Origin of the sequence: Dactylosporangium sp. NPDC005572 (assembly GCF_040605515.1) — a bacterium.
Lineage (GTDB): Bacteria > Actinomycetota > Actinomycetes > Mycobacteriales > Micromonosporaceae > Dactylosporangium.
The window spans coordinates 1-16,420 of the sequence record NZ_JBEXCY010000241.1; the positions used below are offsets into that span (position 1 = coordinate 1).

Annotated in this window: 15 protein-coding genes; 4 read left to right on the forward strand and 11 right to left on the reverse strand. The window is 74.5% G+C overall.

Annotated features, from left to right (window positions below; translation table 11 throughout):
- Positions 1–68: 68 nt before the first annotated feature.
- Genes ABZS66_RS53285 through ABZS66_RS53315 form a run of 7 tightly spaced genes read right to left on the reverse strand, consistent with a single transcriptional unit; the run spans position 69 to position 7,706 of the window.
- Positions 69–1,457 (reverse strand): hypothetical protein, encoded by a 1,389-nt coding sequence (locus ABZS66_RS53285; protein ID WP_354771186.1) that lies wholly within the window; start codon positions 1,455–1,457, stop codon positions 69–71.
- Complete coding sequence (gene manD, locus ABZS66_RS53290) at positions 1,454–2,662, reverse strand: D-mannonate dehydratase ManD (RefSeq protein WP_354771188.1); 1,209 nt, start codon at positions 2,660–2,662, stop codon at positions 1,454–1,456. The genes ABZS66_RS53285 and manD overlap by 4 nt, the downstream gene beginning before the upstream one ends.
- Positions 2,659–3,537, reverse strand: a complete 879-nt coding sequence (locus tag ABZS66_RS53295; RefSeq protein ID WP_354771190.1) for an ABC transporter permease subunit — start codon at positions 3,535–3,537, stop codon at positions 2,659–2,661. The genes manD and ABZS66_RS53295 overlap by 4 nt, the downstream gene beginning before the upstream one ends.
- Entirely contained in the window at positions 3,534–4,415 is an 882-nt protein-coding gene (locus tag ABZS66_RS53300; protein WP_354771192.1) for a sugar ABC transporter permease, read from the reverse strand. Before ABZS66_RS53300 ends, ABZS66_RS53295 begins: the two co-directional genes overlap by 4 nt.
- Positions 4,408–5,463: an ABC transporter ATP-binding protein gene (locus ABZS66_RS53305; protein ID WP_354771194.1), complete on the reverse strand. Its 1,056-nt coding sequence runs from the start codon at positions 5,461–5,463 to the stop codon at positions 4,408–4,410. Before ABZS66_RS53305 ends, ABZS66_RS53300 begins: the two co-directional genes overlap by 8 nt.
- Entirely contained in the window at positions 5,460–6,671 is a 1,212-nt protein-coding gene (locus ABZS66_RS53310) for an extracellular solute-binding protein (protein ID WP_354771196.1), read from the reverse strand. Before ABZS66_RS53310 ends, ABZS66_RS53305 begins: the two co-directional genes overlap by 4 nt.
- Positions 6,672–6,716: 45 nt before the next feature.
- Positions 6,717–7,706 carry a LacI family DNA-binding transcriptional regulator gene (locus ABZS66_RS53315; protein ID WP_354771198.1) on the reverse strand — a complete coding sequence of 330 codons (990 nt, stop codon included), beginning with the start codon at positions 7,704–7,706 and terminating at the stop codon, positions 6,717–6,719.
- A 307-nt stretch (positions 7,707–8,013) separates the two neighbouring features.
- On the opposite strand from ABZS66_RS53315, the gene uxaC reads away from it, so the two are divergent.
- The 4 genes from uxaC to ABZS66_RS53335 all read left to right on the forward strand — a co-directional run bounded on the left by uxaC (position 8,014) and on the right by ABZS66_RS53335 (position 12,581).
- Positions 8,014–9,417, forward strand: coding sequence for a glucuronate isomerase (gene uxaC, locus ABZS66_RS53320; protein ID WP_354771200.1), 1,404 nt, complete (start codon positions 8,014–8,016; stop codon positions 9,415–9,417).
- Positions 9,418–9,513: 96 nt separating this feature from the next.
- Entirely contained in the window at positions 9,514–10,062 is a 549-nt protein-coding gene (locus ABZS66_RS53325) for a DUF4956 domain-containing protein (RefSeq protein WP_354771202.1), read from the forward strand.
- Positions 10,063–10,070: 8 nt separating this feature from the next.
- Entirely contained in the window at positions 10,071–10,856 is a 786-nt protein-coding gene (locus tag ABZS66_RS53330) for a polyphosphate polymerase domain-containing protein (RefSeq protein WP_354771204.1), read from the forward strand.
- Positions 10,857–10,859: 3 nt separating this feature from the next.
- Positions 10,860–12,581 carry a carbohydrate-binding domain-containing protein gene (locus ABZS66_RS53335; protein ID WP_354771206.1) on the forward strand — a complete coding sequence of 574 codons (1,722 nt, stop codon included), beginning with the start codon at positions 10,860–10,862 and terminating at the stop codon, positions 12,579–12,581.
- Here the strand turns inward: ABZS66_RS53335 and ABZS66_RS53340 are convergent.
- From ABZS66_RS53340 to ABZS66_RS53355, 4 genes are all read right to left on the reverse strand, one after another.
- Positions 12,535–13,632: an MSMEG_0565 family glycosyltransferase gene (locus ABZS66_RS53340; protein ID WP_354771208.1), complete on the reverse strand. Its 1,098-nt coding sequence runs from the start codon at positions 13,630–13,632 to the stop codon at positions 12,535–12,537. The two genes, ABZS66_RS53335 and ABZS66_RS53340, sit on opposite strands and share 47 nt — an antisense overlap.
- Positions 13,629–14,462 carry a carbon-nitrogen hydrolase family protein gene (locus ABZS66_RS53345; protein ID WP_354771210.1) on the reverse strand — a complete coding sequence of 278 codons (834 nt, stop codon included), beginning with the start codon at positions 14,460–14,462 and terminating at the stop codon, positions 13,629–13,631. The genes ABZS66_RS53340 and ABZS66_RS53345 overlap by 4 nt, the downstream gene beginning before the upstream one ends.
- A 3-nt stretch (positions 14,463–14,465) precedes the next feature.
- Complete coding sequence (locus ABZS66_RS53350; RefSeq protein WP_354771214.1) at positions 14,466–15,293, reverse strand: carbon-nitrogen hydrolase family protein; 828 nt, start codon at positions 15,291–15,293, stop codon at positions 14,466–14,468.
- A gap of 5 nt (positions 15,294–15,298) precedes the next feature.
- Positions 15,299–16,420 (reverse strand): MSMEG_0567/sll0787 family protein (locus ABZS66_RS53355; protein ID WP_354771212.1); only part of this gene is annotated, 1,122 nt, incomplete at its 5' end.

Below are 16,420 nucleotides of genomic sequence, written 5' to 3' on the forward strand. Positions count from 1 at the left end.
CTACCGGAGACCTCTTCAGTTATCGATCACCGCCACACCACAACATCGACGCCCTTACGAAACACGGCCTAGGCCAGGCGGGACCCGAGGCGCCGGCGGGCCGCGGCGGGCAGGTGGTGGGCGTGGTCGAGCAGGCCGCGGCCGTCCTCGGCCCGCACGTGCGGGTCGAAGCCGGCGTCCAGCAGCGCCTCCAGGCCCGCCAGGTTGCCGTGGAAGGCGAGGTCGAACGGGTACTGCCGCCACCGGTGCAGCTCCGGGGGGAGGGTGCCGTCGCCGTGCCAGGCCCGGCCGGCCGCGGCGCAGCCCTGCCGGGGGCCGCCGAGGGCGGCGAGCGCCTCCTCCCGGTCCAGGTCCGCCTCGTCGTGGCCGAACCGCAGCCGGCCGCCCACCATGCTGACCTCGTGGCGCCGCCCCGAGCAGGCGATCGTGACCGGGCTGAGGTCGGGGCTCCAGGTGTACGGCGGGATCGGCGGCGCCAGCGGGAACAGCGCCCGGTGGACCAGCGGATGCAGCTCATCCGGCCGGAGCAGGCCGAGCCGCACCAGGTCCCAGTCGGGCAGCCGCTGCCACTGCCCCGGGGCCATCCCGGTCGTGCGGCCGGAGTGCTCCTCCCGGTAGTCGGCCAGCGCCGGACCGCGCCGGCCGCGGCGGACCTCCATCGCGGACCAGTCGGCCCACCGGGTCAGCACCAGCGCCGCGCTGTCCGGCGCCGTCTCCCACCAGTCGCGGGCCTGCTCGGCGGTCCGGTCCAGCGCGACGGGGTACTGGTGCCAGTCCGGGCGGGCGTCGATCGTCTCCAGGCCGTACACGGCGGCGGCCGCCTCGACGTCGCCGGCGTCCCAGCGCAGCGTCGCCCACTCCAGCCGCCGCAGCGGGTCGAGGCCGTCGGGCGAGGCCGGCAGCTCGTCTGCGGACAGGGGCCGGCCGTCGGGGTGGAAGCACGCCGTGCGGGTCGCGTCGCCGCACCGCAGCCGCAGCTCGCCGACCGCCCGGGCGTCCCAGCACATCCGGTCGAGCCGGTGCTCGCGCCGCCAGCCGTCGGCCGTGCGGCGCACGTCGAGCGAGAGCCGCAGCGGGCCCGGGCCGCCCCGGTCGGGGGGCGTCACGCACAGCCGGGACCGTTCGGCGCCGCCCGGCCTGGGGTAGGTCGCGAGCACCACCGGGTCGCGAAGGGCGGCCCGGCCCGGCTGGCGCCGCCGCCGGAACAGGTGCCAGCGCACCAGGTCGGGCACCAGGTGCCGCAGGTCGTCGGCGACCCGGGCCTCCGCGCCGGTCTCCGTCGCGCGCCACAGCAGCGTCTCGTCGACGTCGATGCCGGCGGCCGCGCAGGCTCCGGCCCAGTCGCCGGCGAGCCGCAGCCGGGTCGCCTCCTCGACCATCCGGCCCGGCACCGCGCACCGCCGGGTCCGCAGCTCGGTGTCGAGGTGCGTGATGCGCAGCAGCTCCGGGACCGTCACCAGCTGTGGACCGTGCCGTCCTCCAGGCGGTTCACCGGCAGCTGGGCCGGGCGGTACGGGTACCGGGCGGCGAGTTCCTCGTCGATGTCGACGCCCAGGCCCGGGGTCTCGGCCGGGTGCAGGTAGCCGCCGTCGTAGTGGTAGCCGTGCGGGAAGACCGCGTCGGTCTCCGGGGTGTGCCGCATGTACTCCTGGAGGCCGAAGTTCGGGATGGCCAGGTCGAGGTGCAGGGCGGCGGCCATGCAGACCGGCGACAGGTCGGTCGCGCCGTGCGAGCCGGAGCGCACGTGGTGCAGCGCGGCCAGGTCGAAGATGCGGCGCAGGTGGGTGATGCCGCCGGCGTGCACGACGGTGGCCCGGATGTAGTCGATGAGCTGCTCGCGGATGAGCGTCTCGCAGTCCCAGACGGTGTTGAACACCTCGCCGACCGCGATCGGCGTGGTGGTGTGCTGGCGGATCAGCCGGAAGCCCTCCTGCAGCTCGGCCGGCACCGGGTCCTCGATCCAGGTGAGCGCGTAGGGCTCCAGGGACTTGCCGAGGCGGGCCGCCTCGATCGGGGTGAGCCGGTGGTGCACGTCGTGCAGCAGCTTGACGGTGGGGCCGAACTCGTCGCGGACCCGGGCGAAGACCGTCGGCACGTGGGCGAGGTACTTCTCGGTCGACCACACGTTCTCGGTCGGCAGCGCCGCGTCGGCCGGCTCGTAGAACATCTTGTCGCCGCTGACCCCGTAGGTGCTGGCCAGGCCGGGCACGCCGGTCTGCACCCGCACCGCCCGGTAGCCGAGGTCGACGTACCGAGCGACCTCGGCCAGCACCTCGTCGGTGGTGGCGGCGTTGGCGTGCCCGTAGACGGTGACGCCCTCCCGCGAGCGGCCACCGAGCAGCTTGTACACCGGCAGGCCGGCGACCTTGCCCAGGATGTCCCACAGCGCGGTGTCGACGGCGGCGATGGCGGTCATCGTCACCGGGCCGCGGCGCCAGTAGGCGCCCTTGTAGAGGTACTGCCAGGTGTCCTCGATGCGGCTCGCGTCGCGCCCGATGAGCGCGGGCGCCACGTGGTCGCGCAGGTAGGCCGCGACGGCGAGCTCCCGCCCGTTGAGCGTCGCGTCGCCCACGCCGTGGACGCCGTCGTCGGTGACGATCTTCAGGGTGACGAAGTTACGGCCCGGGCAGGTCACGATGACCCGCACGTCGGCGATCTTCATTCCGGTTCTTCCTTGACTCGGGCGACGAGCTGCGTGGGGTTGACCAGGCGCAGCGCGAGCACCAGCAGCACGAGCATGGTGCCGGTGTAGATGACGGCCATCGCGTCGACGGACTGCTGCGCGCGGATGCCGGCCGCGGACATCGAGTTGTACAGCGCGACGACCAGGGTGGTGGAGTCGGGTCCTGCGGTGAGGAAGGTCAGCTCGAACATACCAACCGTGCGGACCAGCACCAGGATCGACGCGGCGAGGATGCCCGGCACCAGCAGCGGCGCCAGGATCCGCACGAAGATCTGCCCGGTGCCGGCGCCGCACATGCGGGCGGCCCGCTCGATCGCCGGGTCGATCTGCTCGATGAACGGGGTCATCGTGAGGATCACGAACGGCACCGACGGCACCAGGTTCGCCAGGACCACGCCGCTGAAGTGGCCCGCGAACCCGTACTTGTACAGCACGGTCGCGAGCGGGATGCCGTAGGTGATCGGCGGCATCAGGATCGGCAGCAGGAACAGCAGGTACAGCACGCGGCGGCCGGGGAACGGCCGGCGGGCCAGCACGTACGCGGCCGGCACGCCGACGAGCACCGACACGACCACGACGGTGAGCGACACCTCGACGGTGGTGACGAGCACGGGCAGCAGCCCGAAGTCGCGCCACGCCTCGCCGTACCAGCGCCCGGTCCAGCCGTCCGGCAGCCAGGTGTCGAACCACTGCCGGCCGAACGAGCTGACCAGGACCGAGCCGATCACCCCGGCGAGGTTGACGAAGAAGAAGATCACAAAGCCCCACACCAGCCAGGCGGTCGGCGTGGCCCGCACCGCACGGCGGGCCCGCACCGGAGCCTCGACGGCGTCGACGGTCGCCGTGGTGGTCATCCCTTGCCTCCCGTGCTTCCGGTGTACAGCATGGAGCGCCATCCGAGCGTGATGGCGATGACGACGAGCTCCACGAGGCCCATGACGATCGCGATCGCGGAGGCCTTGGCGTAGTCGTACTGCTCGTAGCCGGCGTGCCAGGCCGCGATCGAGATGACCCGGGTCTCCCCCGCCGGGTCGCCGACCAGCACCGCCGACGGGAACACGCTGAACGCGAGGACGAACGTCAGGCAGAACGTCGTCGCCAGGCCCGGGGCGAGCAGCGGCAGGGTGATGCGGCGGAACCGCTGGGCGGGGCCGGCGCCCAGGGTGGCCGCCGCCCGCTCCAGGGTGGGGTCGATGCCCGACAGGTACGACAGCACGAGCAGGAACGCGAACGGGAACCCGGTGATGAGCAGCGAGAGGAACACGCCCCAGTAGTTGTGGGTGAGCCGGACCGGCTCGTCGGTGAGCCCCAGGCCCATGACGACCCGGTTGAACCAGCCGGTCGGGCCGAGGAAGCTCAGCAGGCCCTGCGCGGTGAGCACGGTGCCGAGCGTGATCGGCACGACGAGCAGCGTGGTGAGCAGCCGCTTGCCCCGGAAGCGGCCGCGCAAGCGGTACGCGATGGGGACCGAGAGGCCGACGTTGAGCAGGGCCACCGGCAGCGACAGTCGCAGGGTCGTCCACACGGTGTCGCGCTCGTAGGGGTCGGTGAAGAACGCCCGGTAGGCGCCGAGCGGGCCGCCCTCGGCCGGCTGGAACGACAGCCCCAGCCCGTAGCAGAACGGGTAGACGAACAGCACCAGCACGAAGACCGCGGCGGGCAGCAGGAGCAGCAGCTGCCGGTCGACGCCGCGCTCGGCCAGCCGGTGGGCCAGCGCCGGACGCTCACTCATCGGGGAACACCAGCAGCGCCCGCGGGTCGGTGCGGACGGTCACCGGGTCGCCGACGGCCGGGCGCTGGGCGGTGCGGACATACAGCCGCGTGCCCTGCCCGGTGACGACCTCGACCGCGACCTCGCGCCCCTGGTACTCCACCACCTCCACGGTCGCCGGGAAGCCCTCGGTGGCGTCCAGCCGCAGGCTCTCCGGCCGCGCCCCGGCCACCACCGCGTCGCCCGGCTGCAGCCGGCCCACGGCGGTGCCGTGCAGGCGCAGACCGTCGGCCTCGACGACGACCTCGCCGGAGTCGGCAACCTTGACCACGCGCATCGGCAGCAGGTTGCGGAAGCCCATGAAGTCGGCGACGTGCCGGTTGGCCGGGCTCGTGTGCAGCTCCTCCGGCGTGCCGACCTGCTGCACCCGCCCGGCGCGCAGCACGACGAGCCGGTCGGCGAGCGACAGCGCCTCCTCCTGGTCGTGGGTCACGTAGACGGTGGTGAGGCCGAGCGACTGGTGCAGCCGGCGGATCTCGGTGCGCATCTCCAGCCGCAGCTTCGCGTCCAGGTTGGACAGCGGCTCGTCCATGAGGACCAGCGACGGCTCGAGGACGACCGCGCGGGCGATCGCGACGCGCTGCTGCTGGCCGCCGGAGAGCTGGCCGGGCAGCTTGCCGGCGTGCTCCTCGAGCCGCACGAGCCGGATCGCCTCGTCGGTGCGCCGGCGCACCTCGGCCCGGGGCACCCGGCGCATCTGGAGGCCGAAGGCGATGTTGCGGCGCACCGTGAGGTGCGGGAACAGCGCGTAGTTCTGGAACACCATGCCGAAGCCGCGCTTCTCGGCCGGCAGGGTGTCGAGCCGGCGCTCGTCCTGCCAGATGCTGCCGCTGGACAGCGGCAGCAGCCCGGCGAGGCAGTTCAGCGCGGTCGACTTGCCGCAGCCGGACGGCCCGAGCAGGGCGATGAACTCGCCCCGCCGGATCGTCAGGTCGAGGCCCGCGAGGGCGTCGTTCCCGGCGAAGCGCCGGGTCACGCCGTCGAGCCGCAGCTCGGTGAAGCCGGTCATTTCTTCACCTTCGCGCCGCCCACCTCGCGGTCCCACTTGTCGAACGCGGCGACGAGGGCCTTGGCGTCCAGCGGTACCTCGACGGGGTGGTCGGCGATGAGCTTGGCGTACTCGGCCCGGCCGTAGTCGGCGATCGCCTGCTGGCTGTCCTGCGGCGCCATCGACAGCTCGACGTTCCTGACCGCCGGCCCGGGGTAGAAGTAGCCCTTGTCGTAGGCCTTCGCCTGCTGCTGCGGGGTGAGCATGTCCTTGAGGAGGTTGAGGATCGCGCTCTGCTTGTCGGCCGAGACGCCCCTGGGTACCACCGCGTAGTGCGCGTCGGTGACCCAGTGGAAGCCCTCCAGGGCGCCGACGCGGGCCTCCTTCGGCACCTGGCCGAGCACGCGCGGGTTGATGTCCCAGCCGGTCGTCGTCACGATGACCTTCGCCGAGCCGTTGGCCAGGTTCTTCATCGTCTCGCTGGTCGCCGACGGGTAGAGCGTGACGTACTGGTTGAGCTCCTTGAGGTACGCCCAGGTCTTGTCCCAGCCGTTGACCGGGTCCTTGGGGTCCTTGTCGCCGAGCAGGTACGGCAGGCCCATGAGGAACGTGCGGCCCGGCCCGGAGTTGGACGGCCGCGCGTACTGCACGGCGCCCGGGTTCGCCTTCGCGTAGTCGAGGAGACCCTGCGCGGTCGTCGGCGGGCTGGGCACCTTGGCCGGCAGGTACTCGATGAGCGGGCCGGACGGGTAGTAGGTGATGGTGACGCCGAAGTCGCCGGCGAGCTTCTGCATGGCGGCGGCACCCGGCAGGTAGTCCTGCATGCCGGGCAGCCGGGCGGCGTGGGTGGGCAGCAGCGGCTGCCACAGCCCCTGGTCGATGCCGGCGGCGAGGCCGTCGACGCCGGTGAGCACCAGGTCGATGTCGATGCGGCCGGCGTCCTGCTGGGCCTTGACCTTGCCGGCCAGCTCGGGCGAGGTGGCCTTGGAGTAGGTCGTCCTGGCGATGACGCCGCCGTTCTTCGACACGTACTCGTCGATCATGCCCTGGGTGAGCTGGAGGTTACCGGCGACGTCGAGGATGTTCAGGGTCACCGGCGAGCCCGGCTTGTCCGGCACGGTACCGCCGGTGGCCGCCGGGGCGGGCTTCTCCGGCGCGCCACAGCCGGCCACCAGGCCGACCGCGACCAGGCCGGCGGCCGTGACGAACTCTCTGCGGGTCGAGGACATGGCGGATTCCTCTCGGTTCGTAGGGTGTGCGCCATGGGCGCGGGGTCACGCCGTCCGGGCCGGACCGGTGGATCCGCGGACCATCAGCTGGGCTGACAGCTCGCGCCGGGCGCTGCCGGCGCGGTCGGGGTCTTCGAGGAGGTCGAGCAGGAGCTCGACGCCGGCCCGGCCGGTCGGCTCCTGCGGCAGCGCGAGGGTGGTCAGCGCCGGGCTCACCATCTCCGCGAACAGGATGTCGTCGAAGCCGACGACGCTGATGTCGGCCGGGACGGAGACGCCCCGGGCGGCGAACCGGTTGAGCAGGCCGAGCGCCACCAGGTCGTTGTAGGCGACCACGGCGGTGACCCCGGCGGCGAGGACGACGTCGGCGACGGCCACGCCCCCGGCGAACCTCGGCGCCACGGTGGCGATCTCGCGCAGCTCGACCCCGGCGCCCGCGGCGGCGCTGCGCAGCACCCGCAGCCGTTCCCGGTTGGACCACGAGTTGCGCGGCCCGGCGACGTAGCCGACGCCGCGGTGGCCGAGCGCCACCAGGTGCGCGACGGCCTGCCGGGTCGCCTCGCCGATGTCGATGGTCACCGACGGGATGCGCCCGACGCGCCGGTTGAGCATGACGATCGGGGTCTCGCCGGCCACCGCCCGGATCTCGGCCTCGCTCATGCGGGGCGAGCACAGCACGATGCCGTCGACCTGCTTGCCGAGCGCGCGGACCAGGTCCGCCTCGGCGGCGGCGTGCTCGTCGGTGTCGGCGAGGAACACCGAGTACTCCGCCTCGTGGGCCCGCTCCTGCACGCCCTTGACGACGCCGGGGAAGAACGGGTTGGTGAGGTCGGGGACGATCAGGCCGATGTTGCCGGTCCGGCCGGTGATGAGCCCGCGCGCGGCCCGGTTGGGGTGGTAGCCGAGCTCCTGCACGGCCCGCTGGACCCGGTCGCGGGTCTCGGGCAGCAGCAACTGCGGCGTGGTGAGCGCACGGCTGACCGTCGACGGCGACACCCCCGCCGCTCGGGCGACGTCCTTGATGGTGACGGGCACGGGCACTGCTCCTAGCTCCACGGGCTTCGCCCGCGGTTCCGTGGGGGGTTCCCACCCCACACCCCCCATGCGCCGCTACGCGACGCACGCTGTTTCCAGCTCCACGGGCTTCGCCCGCGGCTCCGTGGGGGGTTCCCACCCCACACCCCCCACGCGCCGCTGCGCGACGCACTCGAACCTGTGTGGAACGCTCCCACGTAGTCTGAAAACCTTTGCACAACTCTGTCAAGACTCTCGTCGATGCGGACTTGACGGCTTGCCCAGCTTGACTTCAGAGTGATGAAAACGTTTGTACGGAGGTCTCCGGATGAGGTACCTGCAGCTGCACGAGGACCGCGCCCTCCCGCTCGATCCGACGGCCCGCGACATCGCCCTCACCCTGTACGCGGAGACCCGGACGCTGCCCCTCGTCTGCATGCACGGCCACGTCGACGCCGCCGTCCTCGCCGACGACGCGCCGTTCCCCGACCCGGCCCGCATGTTCATCACGCTCGACCACTACGTGACCCGGCTGCTGCACGCCGGCGGCGTCCCCCTGGAGGACCTCGGCGTCGGCGCCGAGCGCGACCCGCGGGAGATCTGGCGGACGTTCTGCGCGCACTGGCACCTCTTCCGCGGCACGCCGTCGCGGTACTGGCTGACCCACGAGCTCGTCGACGTCTTCGGCGTCGACCTGGCGCCGGCGCCGGAGACCGCCGACGAGCTGTTCGACGAGCTGTCCGCCCGGCTCGCCGAGCCCGAGTTCCGGCCCCGGGCACTGTTCAAGCGGTTCGGCATCGAGGTGCTCGCGACGACCGACTCGCCGCTCGACGACCTGTCCGCCCACGGCCGGCTGGCCGCCGAGGGCTGGGGCGAGCAGGTGATCCCGACGTTCCGCCCCGACGCGCTGGTGCACCTGGACCGCCCGCGGTGGGCCGCCGAGGTGGCCGAGCTCGGCCGGCTCACCGGCGCCGACACCGGCCGCTACCGGGGGTACCTGGAGGCGCTGCGGCAACGGCGGCTCGACTTCGCCGCGGCGGGCGCGCTCGCCACCGACCACGGCCACGAGTCGGCGGACACGACCCCGTTACCGGAGGCCGACGCCGCCCGCATCTACGACGCCGCCCTCCGCGGTGCCGTCGGTGCGCGGGACTCGGCGGCGTTCGCCGGCCACATGCTGTACGAGATGGCCCGCATGTCCTGTGAAGACGGCCTCGTCCTGCAGCTGCACCCCGGCGTCCTGCGCAACCACTCGCTCGCGGCCCTGGAGCGCTACGGGCCGGACCGCGGCTTCGACATCCCGGTCGCCGCCGAGTTCACCCGCGCGCTGCGCCCGCTGCTGGAGGCGTTCGGCCACCAGCCACGGTTCCGGATGGTGGCGTTCACGGTCGACGAGACCACCTACAGCCGCGAGCTGGCCCCGCTCGCCGGCGTCTACCCGGCGCTGCACCTCGGCGCGCCGTGGTGGTTCCTGGACAGCCCGGACGGGCTGCGCCGCTTCCGCCAGGCGGTCACCGAGACCGCCGGCTTCTACCGCACGGCGGGCTTCGTCGACGACACGCGCGCGTTCGCCTCGATCCCGGCCCGCCACGACCTGGCCCGCCGCATCGACGCGGGCTACCTGGCCGAGCTGGTCGCCCGCCGCCTGCTCGACCTCGACGAGGCCTTCGAGACGGCGGCCGACCTGGCCTACACGATCCCCCGCCGGCTGTACCGCCGCCCGGCGTCCTGACCCCGCAGCTGCCCGGCAGGCGGCACACAGGCGGCGCACAGCTTCGACCGGCTAGATGAACAGGACCTGAACGCCGGACGAAGGACCCCTGCCGCTGTGGACGACCTGCTGATCATCGGCGTCGATCTCCTCGCCATCGCCGTGCTGACGTTCGGGGTGTACTTCCCCCGGCACCGGCGCAAGGACCTGGTGACCGCCTACCTCGCGGTCAATGTCGGCGTCCTCGGCACGACGATGGTGCTCGGCGCGTCGTCGGTCGGCGCGGGACTCGGGCTGGGCCTGTTCGGGGTGCTGTCGATCATCCGGCTGCGCTCCGCCGAGATCGCCCAGCACGAGATCGCCTACTACTTCGGCGCGCTGGCGCTCGGCCTGCTCAGCGGGCTGACCCCCGCGCTCGGCGGGCTCACCGCCGCGCTGCTCGTCCTCATCGTCACGGCGCTCTACGTCGGTGACCACCCGCGCCTGTTCGGCCGGCACCGGCAGCAGACGATGCTGCTGGACACCGCGCAGACCGACGAGACGGCCGTGCGGGCCGAGCTGGAGCGGCGCCTCGGCGGCCGGGTCGTGAGCCTGACGATCCGCCACGTCGACCTGGTCAACGACACCACGCTGATCGACGTCCGCTATCTCGCGGCCACGGTATGAGCGGTCCGGTGACCGCGCTCCTCGACGAGCTGGCCCCCGTCGGGCTCGGCGACCTCGTCGAGCGGGCCGCGCTGCTGACCCGGGTCGACCGCAAGTACGTGCTGCCGGCCGCGACGCTCCCGGTGCTGCTGGAGCGGCTGTCCGGCACGGCGCGCGTGCTGGAGATCGACGGGCGACGCAGCTTCGGCTACCGCTCCGACTACCTCGACACGCCCGCCCTCGACAGCTACCTCGGCGTGGCGCACCGGCGCCGCCGCCGCTTCAAGGTGCGGATCCGCTCCTACCGCGACACCGGCGACCGGTTCGCCGAGGTGAAGACCCGCGGCCCGCGCGGCGTCACGGTGAAGCACCGCGTCCCGTACACCGGCGACGCCGACGCCCGGGCCTACGCCCGCACCGTGCTGGGGGCGGCGGTCGTCCCGTGTGACACGGCGGCGCTGCGGCGGACGCTCACCACCCGGTACGAGCGCAGCACCCTGCTGCTGCCGGCGAGCGGCAGCCGGCTCACCGTCGACACCGGGCTGGCCTGGGTCCTGCCCGGCGACGTCCTGCCCGGCGGCCCCGGCGGCCCCGGCGGCCCCGACGGCCCGGCGTGCGCGCTGCCGGACCGGGTCGTCGTGGAGACCAAGTCCGCGCGGGCCGCCGGCCCGGCCGACCGGCTGCTGTGGTCGCTCGGGCACCGGCCCCGCGCGGTGTCGAAGTACGCCACCGGCCTCGCCGCACTGCGGCCCGAGCTGCCGGCCAACCGCTGGCTGCCGGTGCTGCGCCGGCACTTCCGACTCGAGGAGCTGTAACCCATGCGCATCCGCACCCGGCTCGCCGCGGCCGTGACCTCGCTCGTCCTCGCCGGGGCCGCCCTGAGCGCCTGCTCGGACGCCGAGGGCGCGGTGCCGTCCCCCGCGACCACGACCGCTGACGCCTCCCAGGGCGCCGCCGCGGTCCTCGCCGCGAACAAGGCCGCCGAGGCCGGCGACACGTCCGCCGGGGCCGGCGCCGTCACCGTCACGCTCAAGGGCACGACCGCCGCTGGCGGCGACGGGGTCTCCGTCGACGGGAGCACGGTGCGGATCACCGCCGGCGGGACCTACCGGCTCACCGGCACCCTGACCGACGGCCGGGTCGTCGTCGACGCCGGTGATGCCACCGTCACGCTCGTCCTCGACGGCGCGTCGATCAGCAGCTCGACCGGGGCCGCGATCGCCGCCACCACGGCGAAGGCGCTCGTGGTGATCCTGGCCGACGGCAGCACGAACACGCTGTCGGACGCCCGCTCGTACGCCGAGGACGCCGAGGTCAACGCCGCCCTGTACAGCGCGGCCGACCTCACCGTCGGCGGCGCCGGGTCGCTCACCGTGCACGGTAACGGCAACGACGGCATCACCGGCAAGGACGGGCTCGTCATCACCGGCGGCACGATCACCGTCGACGCCGCCGACGACGGCATCCGCGGCAAGGACCTGCTCGTCGTGACCGGCGGGACGATCGCGGTGACGGCCGGCGGCGACGGCCTCAAGGCCGACAACGCCGAGGACACCACCGCCGGCTACATCGCCGTGCGCGGCGGCGACGTCACGGTCACCGCGGCCGGCGACGGGGCCGACGCCGCGACCGACCTCGTGCTGACCGGCGGCACGCTGCGGGTCACCACCGACGACGCCGAGGCGAAGGGCCTGAAGTCGGGCGTCGTCACCGTGCTGGAGGGCGGCAGCGCCACGGTCGCCGCCGGCGACGACGCCGTGCACAGCGACGGCGCGGTCCACCTCGCCGGCGCCACCCTGAGCCTCGCCGCCGGCGACGACGGCGTGCACGCCGAGACGACCCTGCGCATCGACAAGGGAACCGTCGACGTGACCCGCTCGACCGAGGGCATCGAGGCGGCGACGATCGTGGTCGCCGGCGGCGTCGTGCACGTCGTCTCGTCCGACGACGGCCTGAACGCGGCCGGCGGCACCACCTCCGGGGGACGGGGCGGCGGCGAGGAGGTCGGCCCCTACAAGGCGACGATCAGCGGCGGCACGCTCGTCGTCGACGCCGGCGGCGACGGCTTCGACTCCAACGGCACGGCCGAGATCACCGGCGGCACCGTCGTCGTGAACGGCCCGACCCAGCGCGGCAACGGCGCGCTCGACGTGAACGGCAGCTTCACGGTCAGCGGCGGCACCCTCGTCGCCGCGGGCAGCGCCGGCATGGTCGTCGCCCCGGACGCCGGGTCGGCACAGGGCTGGCTGTCGGCGACGTTCACCACGACGGTCGCCGCCGGGACCACGCTGCAGGTGGTGGCGGCGGACGGCACGGTCCTGGCGACGTTCGTGACGAGCAAGGCGGTGCAGAACCTGGTGTACTCCGGCCCGCGCGTGAGCACCGGCGCGCAGTACACCGTCGTGCAGGGCGGGACCGCGACCGGCACGAGCGTCGGTGGCCTCGTCACGGGCGGCACCGGCGGCACGGCCGGCACGACGGTCCTGGCGACGGTCACGGCCGGGCAGGCACCGGCCGGTGGGGGCTTCGGCCGGCGGTGACCCGCTCGTAGAACTCGACGTGGCGGGCGGCCGCCGCCGGCCAGGTGTGCGCGGCGGCCAGCGCGCGGCCGGCCGCCCGGCGGGCCGGGTCGGGTGCCGTGACCGCCCGCAGCAGCGCCGCGGCCAGGGACGCGGGGTCGGTACCGTAGCCGACCGCGGTGCCGAACACCTCCCGCAGCACCGGCAGGTCGCGCACGACGACCGGGACGCCCGCCGCCAGGGCCTCCATCGCGGCCAGCCCGAAGCCCTCCCTGGTCGACGGGAAGGCGAACGCGGCGGCGCCGGCCATCAGCGGCGGCAGGTCGTCGTGGGCGACCGGGCCGAGCACCTCCGGCACGACGCCGAGGGCGCGGGCGCGCTCCTCCCACTCGGCGCGGTAGGCGCGGTAGTCGAAGAGCGTCTCGCCGCCGGCGATCACCAGGCGCAGCGCCGGCAGTTCGCGGCGCAGCAGCGCGTAGGCGTCCAGCAGGTCCAGGGAGCCCTTGCGCGGCTCGATGCCGCCCACCGTGAGCAGGTACGGGCGCTCAGGGACGGCCGGGACGGCGGCGGCGAACCGGGCCGCGTCGACGCCGTTCGGGATGACCTCCGCCGTGATCCCCCAGCCGGCGCGCAGCTCGGCGGCGACGGCCGCCGAGACGGTCAGGTGGGCGTAGGGGCGCACGATCGCCCGCTCGTGGCAGGCGGCGAGCTCGGGCGTGGTGAACTGGTCGAGGTGGTGGACCGTGCGGACGCAGCGGTCGACGGCGTTGGCGCTGATGCAGTCCTGCGCGTGCACGACGTCGTACCCATCGGCGGCCGCCGCGAACGCCACGCGCAGCAGCCGGATCGAGCGCAGCACCCGCGGCCCGACCTCCTCGCCGGGGACGTCGGGGAACGGCACGACGGCGAGGCGGACCCGCGGGTCGACCGGCCGGAAGAACGCGTCGCCGCCGCGGCCCAGCGTCCACACCGTCACGGCGTGGCCGAGCGCGGCGAGCGCCTCGGCGAGGGCGAGCGTGTGGACGACCCCGCCGCGCGGGCGGGTCGAGTAGGTGAGCAGGGCGATCCTCATCGGTGCGTCCGGTACGTCGCCGGCCGCAGCTCGTCGAGGTGCCGCAGCACCCGGCGCGCGTGGGCGATCTCCCCGGCGACGTCCAGCTCGGCCACCGCCAGCCCGGCCTTGGCCCAGGTGCGGGCCAGGATGTTCCCGGCCGGCCCGACCACCTTGGCCTGGCCGAGGAACCGCATCCCGCCGGCCGCCCCGGTCTGGTTGGACGACACCACCACGATCTGGTTCTCGGCCGCGCGGGCGCAGTCGTAGAGGTCGAACAGCCGGGACTGGCGGTCCTGCGACAGCTTCGGGGCCGCGTTGGTGATGCTCGCCGGCCACGCCGACAGGCAGGCGACGATCTGCGCGCCGTCGAGCGCCAGGGTGCGCGCCGACTCCGGGAACGTCTTGTCGTAGTCGATGAGCATGCCGATCCGCCCGACGGGCGTGTCGAACGCGGCGAAGGTGTCGCCGGCCCGGTAGGCGATCCCCTCGGCGGCCGGCAGGTGCACCTTGCGGTGCTTGCCGAGGATGCCGGTACCGGTGAGGCAGACCGCGGCGTTGTACCGGTCGTCGCCGTCGGCCTCGCAGAACCCGACGCAGACCACCATGTCCCCGGCCGCCGCGGCGATCTGCTCGAAGACCGGGTCGTCGGGCTTCAGCGCGGGCGGCAGCGCCTCCGGGTCGGGGCGGCGCAGGTCGGCGAGGTAGCCGCCGATCGCCGCGTCGGGCAGCACCAGCAGCGCGGCGCCCTCGGCCCGGGCGTCGGCGATGAGCTTGCCGATCCGCCCGACGTCGTAATCGAGGTCACGGCCGAAGTGTGCCGCCGCGGCGGCGATCCGGGTGACTGCCATGGCTCACATCATCGACGGTGCGAGGGTGCGGTACGTATCCGGGCGCCGGTCGCGCAGGTGGGCCATGGAGCGGCGGGCCGCGGCCAGGGCCCCGGCGACGTCGACGTCGGCGACCGCCACGCCCGGCGCGACGCCGGTGGTGGCGAGCACGTCGCCGCCCGGGTCGACGACCTTCGCGCTGCACACGAACCGCAGCGACCCGAACCGGCCGGACTGGTTGGCCGACAGCCAGACCACCTGGTTCTCCAGCGCGCGGGTCCGGTCGAACAGGTCGAACCGGCGGGTCCAGCGGTCCTCGGCCAGGTCGTCCGGGGCGCCGGTGCGGCTGCCCGGCCAGGCCGAGACGCACACGATGATCTCCGCACCGTCGAGCGCGAGCGACCGGGCCGACTCGGGGAACGCCTTGTCGTAGCAGATGAGCAGCCCGAGCCGGCCGACCGGGGTGTCGAACGCGGCGAACGAGTCGCCCGAGTCGTAGCTGGCGTTCTCCCGCAGCGGCTGGTGCACCTTGCGGTGGTTGCCCAGCACGCGGCCCGTGCCGACGCAGACGACGCTGTTGTACCGCGTCCCGCCACCGCCGTCCTCGCAGTAGCCCGCGCAGACCACCATGTCGCCGGCCAGGGCCGTCAGCCGGGCGATCTCCGGCCCGTCGAGGCGCAGCGCCGGCGGCTGGTCGGCGCCGCCGTCGAGGTGGGCGAGGTAGCCGCCGAGGCACGCCTCGGGCAGCGCCAGCAGCCGCACCCCGTCGGCCCGGGCCGCGGCGACCAGCCCCTCGATCCGGTCGAAGTCGGCCTCCAGGTCGCGGTCGAACGGCGCCGCGACCGCCGCCATCCTGATCACGCCGCCGCCCCCAGTCCCGTGACGGCGCCGTCGACGGCGTCCGTGAGCTCCCCGTCGGGCCAGCGCAGCCGTACCCCGGCGCCGGCCACCAGCTCGCCGCACTCCGCCGTGACGGCCGGACCGGCCGGTGCCGCGGTGTGCGGGCCGGTGGTCAGCATCGCGAAGCCGGGGAAGCAGGTCAGCCAGTCCCCCGTCGTGGCGCCGGCCGGGCGCGGCACGGCGGCGACGTCCAGCACGGCGCCGCAGCCGCTCGCCTCGGCGAGCATGCCGAGCGTCCCGGCGATGCCGGCCATCGACACGTCCTTCGCCGCCGCCGGGCGGGCCGCGCCGACGTAGCCGAGCATCGCCCGCAGCTCGTCCGCCGTCCGGTGGCTCGTCGAGTCCCACTGCCGCCCGTGGTAGCCGGGGCGCCAGCCGCCGCCGAGGTCGGCGGTGAGCCGCACCGCGTGGCCGGGCCGCCCGCCGCCGCCGGGCACCGGCCGGCCGGTGCGGCCCAGCGCCGTCGCGGAGAGCGCGGCGGGCACCCCGAGCTGGGTGTGCCCGCCGAGGACCGGCACGCCGTAGGCGGCGGCCGCGCGCCGCAGCCCGCCGAGGATCCGGGCCGCCGCCGCGGCGTCGCGCGCGCCGACCGCGTTGAGCAGGCCGACCGGGGCCGCGCCCATCGCGGCGAGGTCGTTGACGTTGACCAGGACCGCGCACCAGCCGGCCCAGTCCGGGTCGCGCTCGACCATCGACGGCAGGATCGCATCGCACGCGGCGACCAGGTCGGTGCCGGGCACCGGGGCGCCGTCGTCGCCGACGAAGCCGGGGCCGCCCGGGGCCAGCCCGCGCAGCAGGCCGCCGAGGGGGCGCTTGGTCGCCGCGGCGAGCGCCGCGATGCGACCGATCGGCCAGCGCATGAGCACGTGCGGCCGGCCGGCCACGGTCACCGGCCGGACCGGCTGCCAGCCGAGCCGCTGGAACATGCGCTGCCAGCGGGCCTGGACGGTGGCGTCGAACCGCAGCGCCCCGGCCTGCTCGGCGTAGGCGCAGGCGGCCCGCACGAGCGCCGGGCCGATCCGCTGCACGCCGCGGGCCGCAGGAGGCGCCTTGGCCGAGGACTCGCGTGCCTCGCCGTA

Bases quoted from the DNA above. Each gene is read 5' to 3' on its own strand.
- ABZS66_RS53300 (WP_354771192.1), bottom strand. From the start codon at position 4,415: ATGAGTGAGCGTCCGGCGCTGGCCCACCGGCTGGCCGAGCGCGGCGTC.
- ABZS66_RS53310 (WP_354771196.1), bottom strand. From the start codon at position 6,671: ATGTCCTCGACCCGCAGAGAGTTCGTCACGGCCGCCGGCCTGGTCGCG.
- ABZS66_RS53340 (WP_354771208.1), bottom strand. From the start codon at position 13,632: ATGAGGATCGCCCTGCTCACCTACTCGACCCGCCCGCGCGGCGGGGTC.
- ABZS66_RS53295 (WP_354771190.1), bottom strand. From the start codon at position 3,537: ATGACCACCACGGCGACCGTCGACGCCGTCGAGGCTCCGGTGCGGGCC.
- ABZS66_RS53335 (WP_354771206.1), top strand. From the start codon at position 10,860: ATGCGCATCCGCACCCGGCTCGCCGCGGCCGTGACCTCGCTCGTCCTC.
- ABZS66_RS53305 (WP_354771194.1), bottom strand. From the start codon at position 5,463: ATGACCGGCTTCACCGAGCTGCGGCTCGACGGCGTGACCCGGCGCTTC.
- manD (WP_354771188.1), bottom strand. From the start codon at position 2,662: ATGAAGATCGCCGACGTGCGGGTCATCGTGACCTGCCCGGGCCGTAAC.
- ABZS66_RS53345 (WP_354771210.1), bottom strand. From the start codon at position 14,462: ATGGCAGTCACCCGGATCGCCGCCGCGGCGGCACACTTCGGCCGTGAC.
- uxaC (WP_354771200.1), top strand. From the start codon at position 8,014: ATGAGGTACCTGCAGCTGCACGAGGACCGCGCCCTCCCGCTCGATCCG.
- ABZS66_RS53350 (WP_354771214.1), bottom strand. From the start codon at position 15,293: ATGGCGGCGGTCGCGGCGCCGTTCGACCGCGACCTGGAGGCCGACTTC.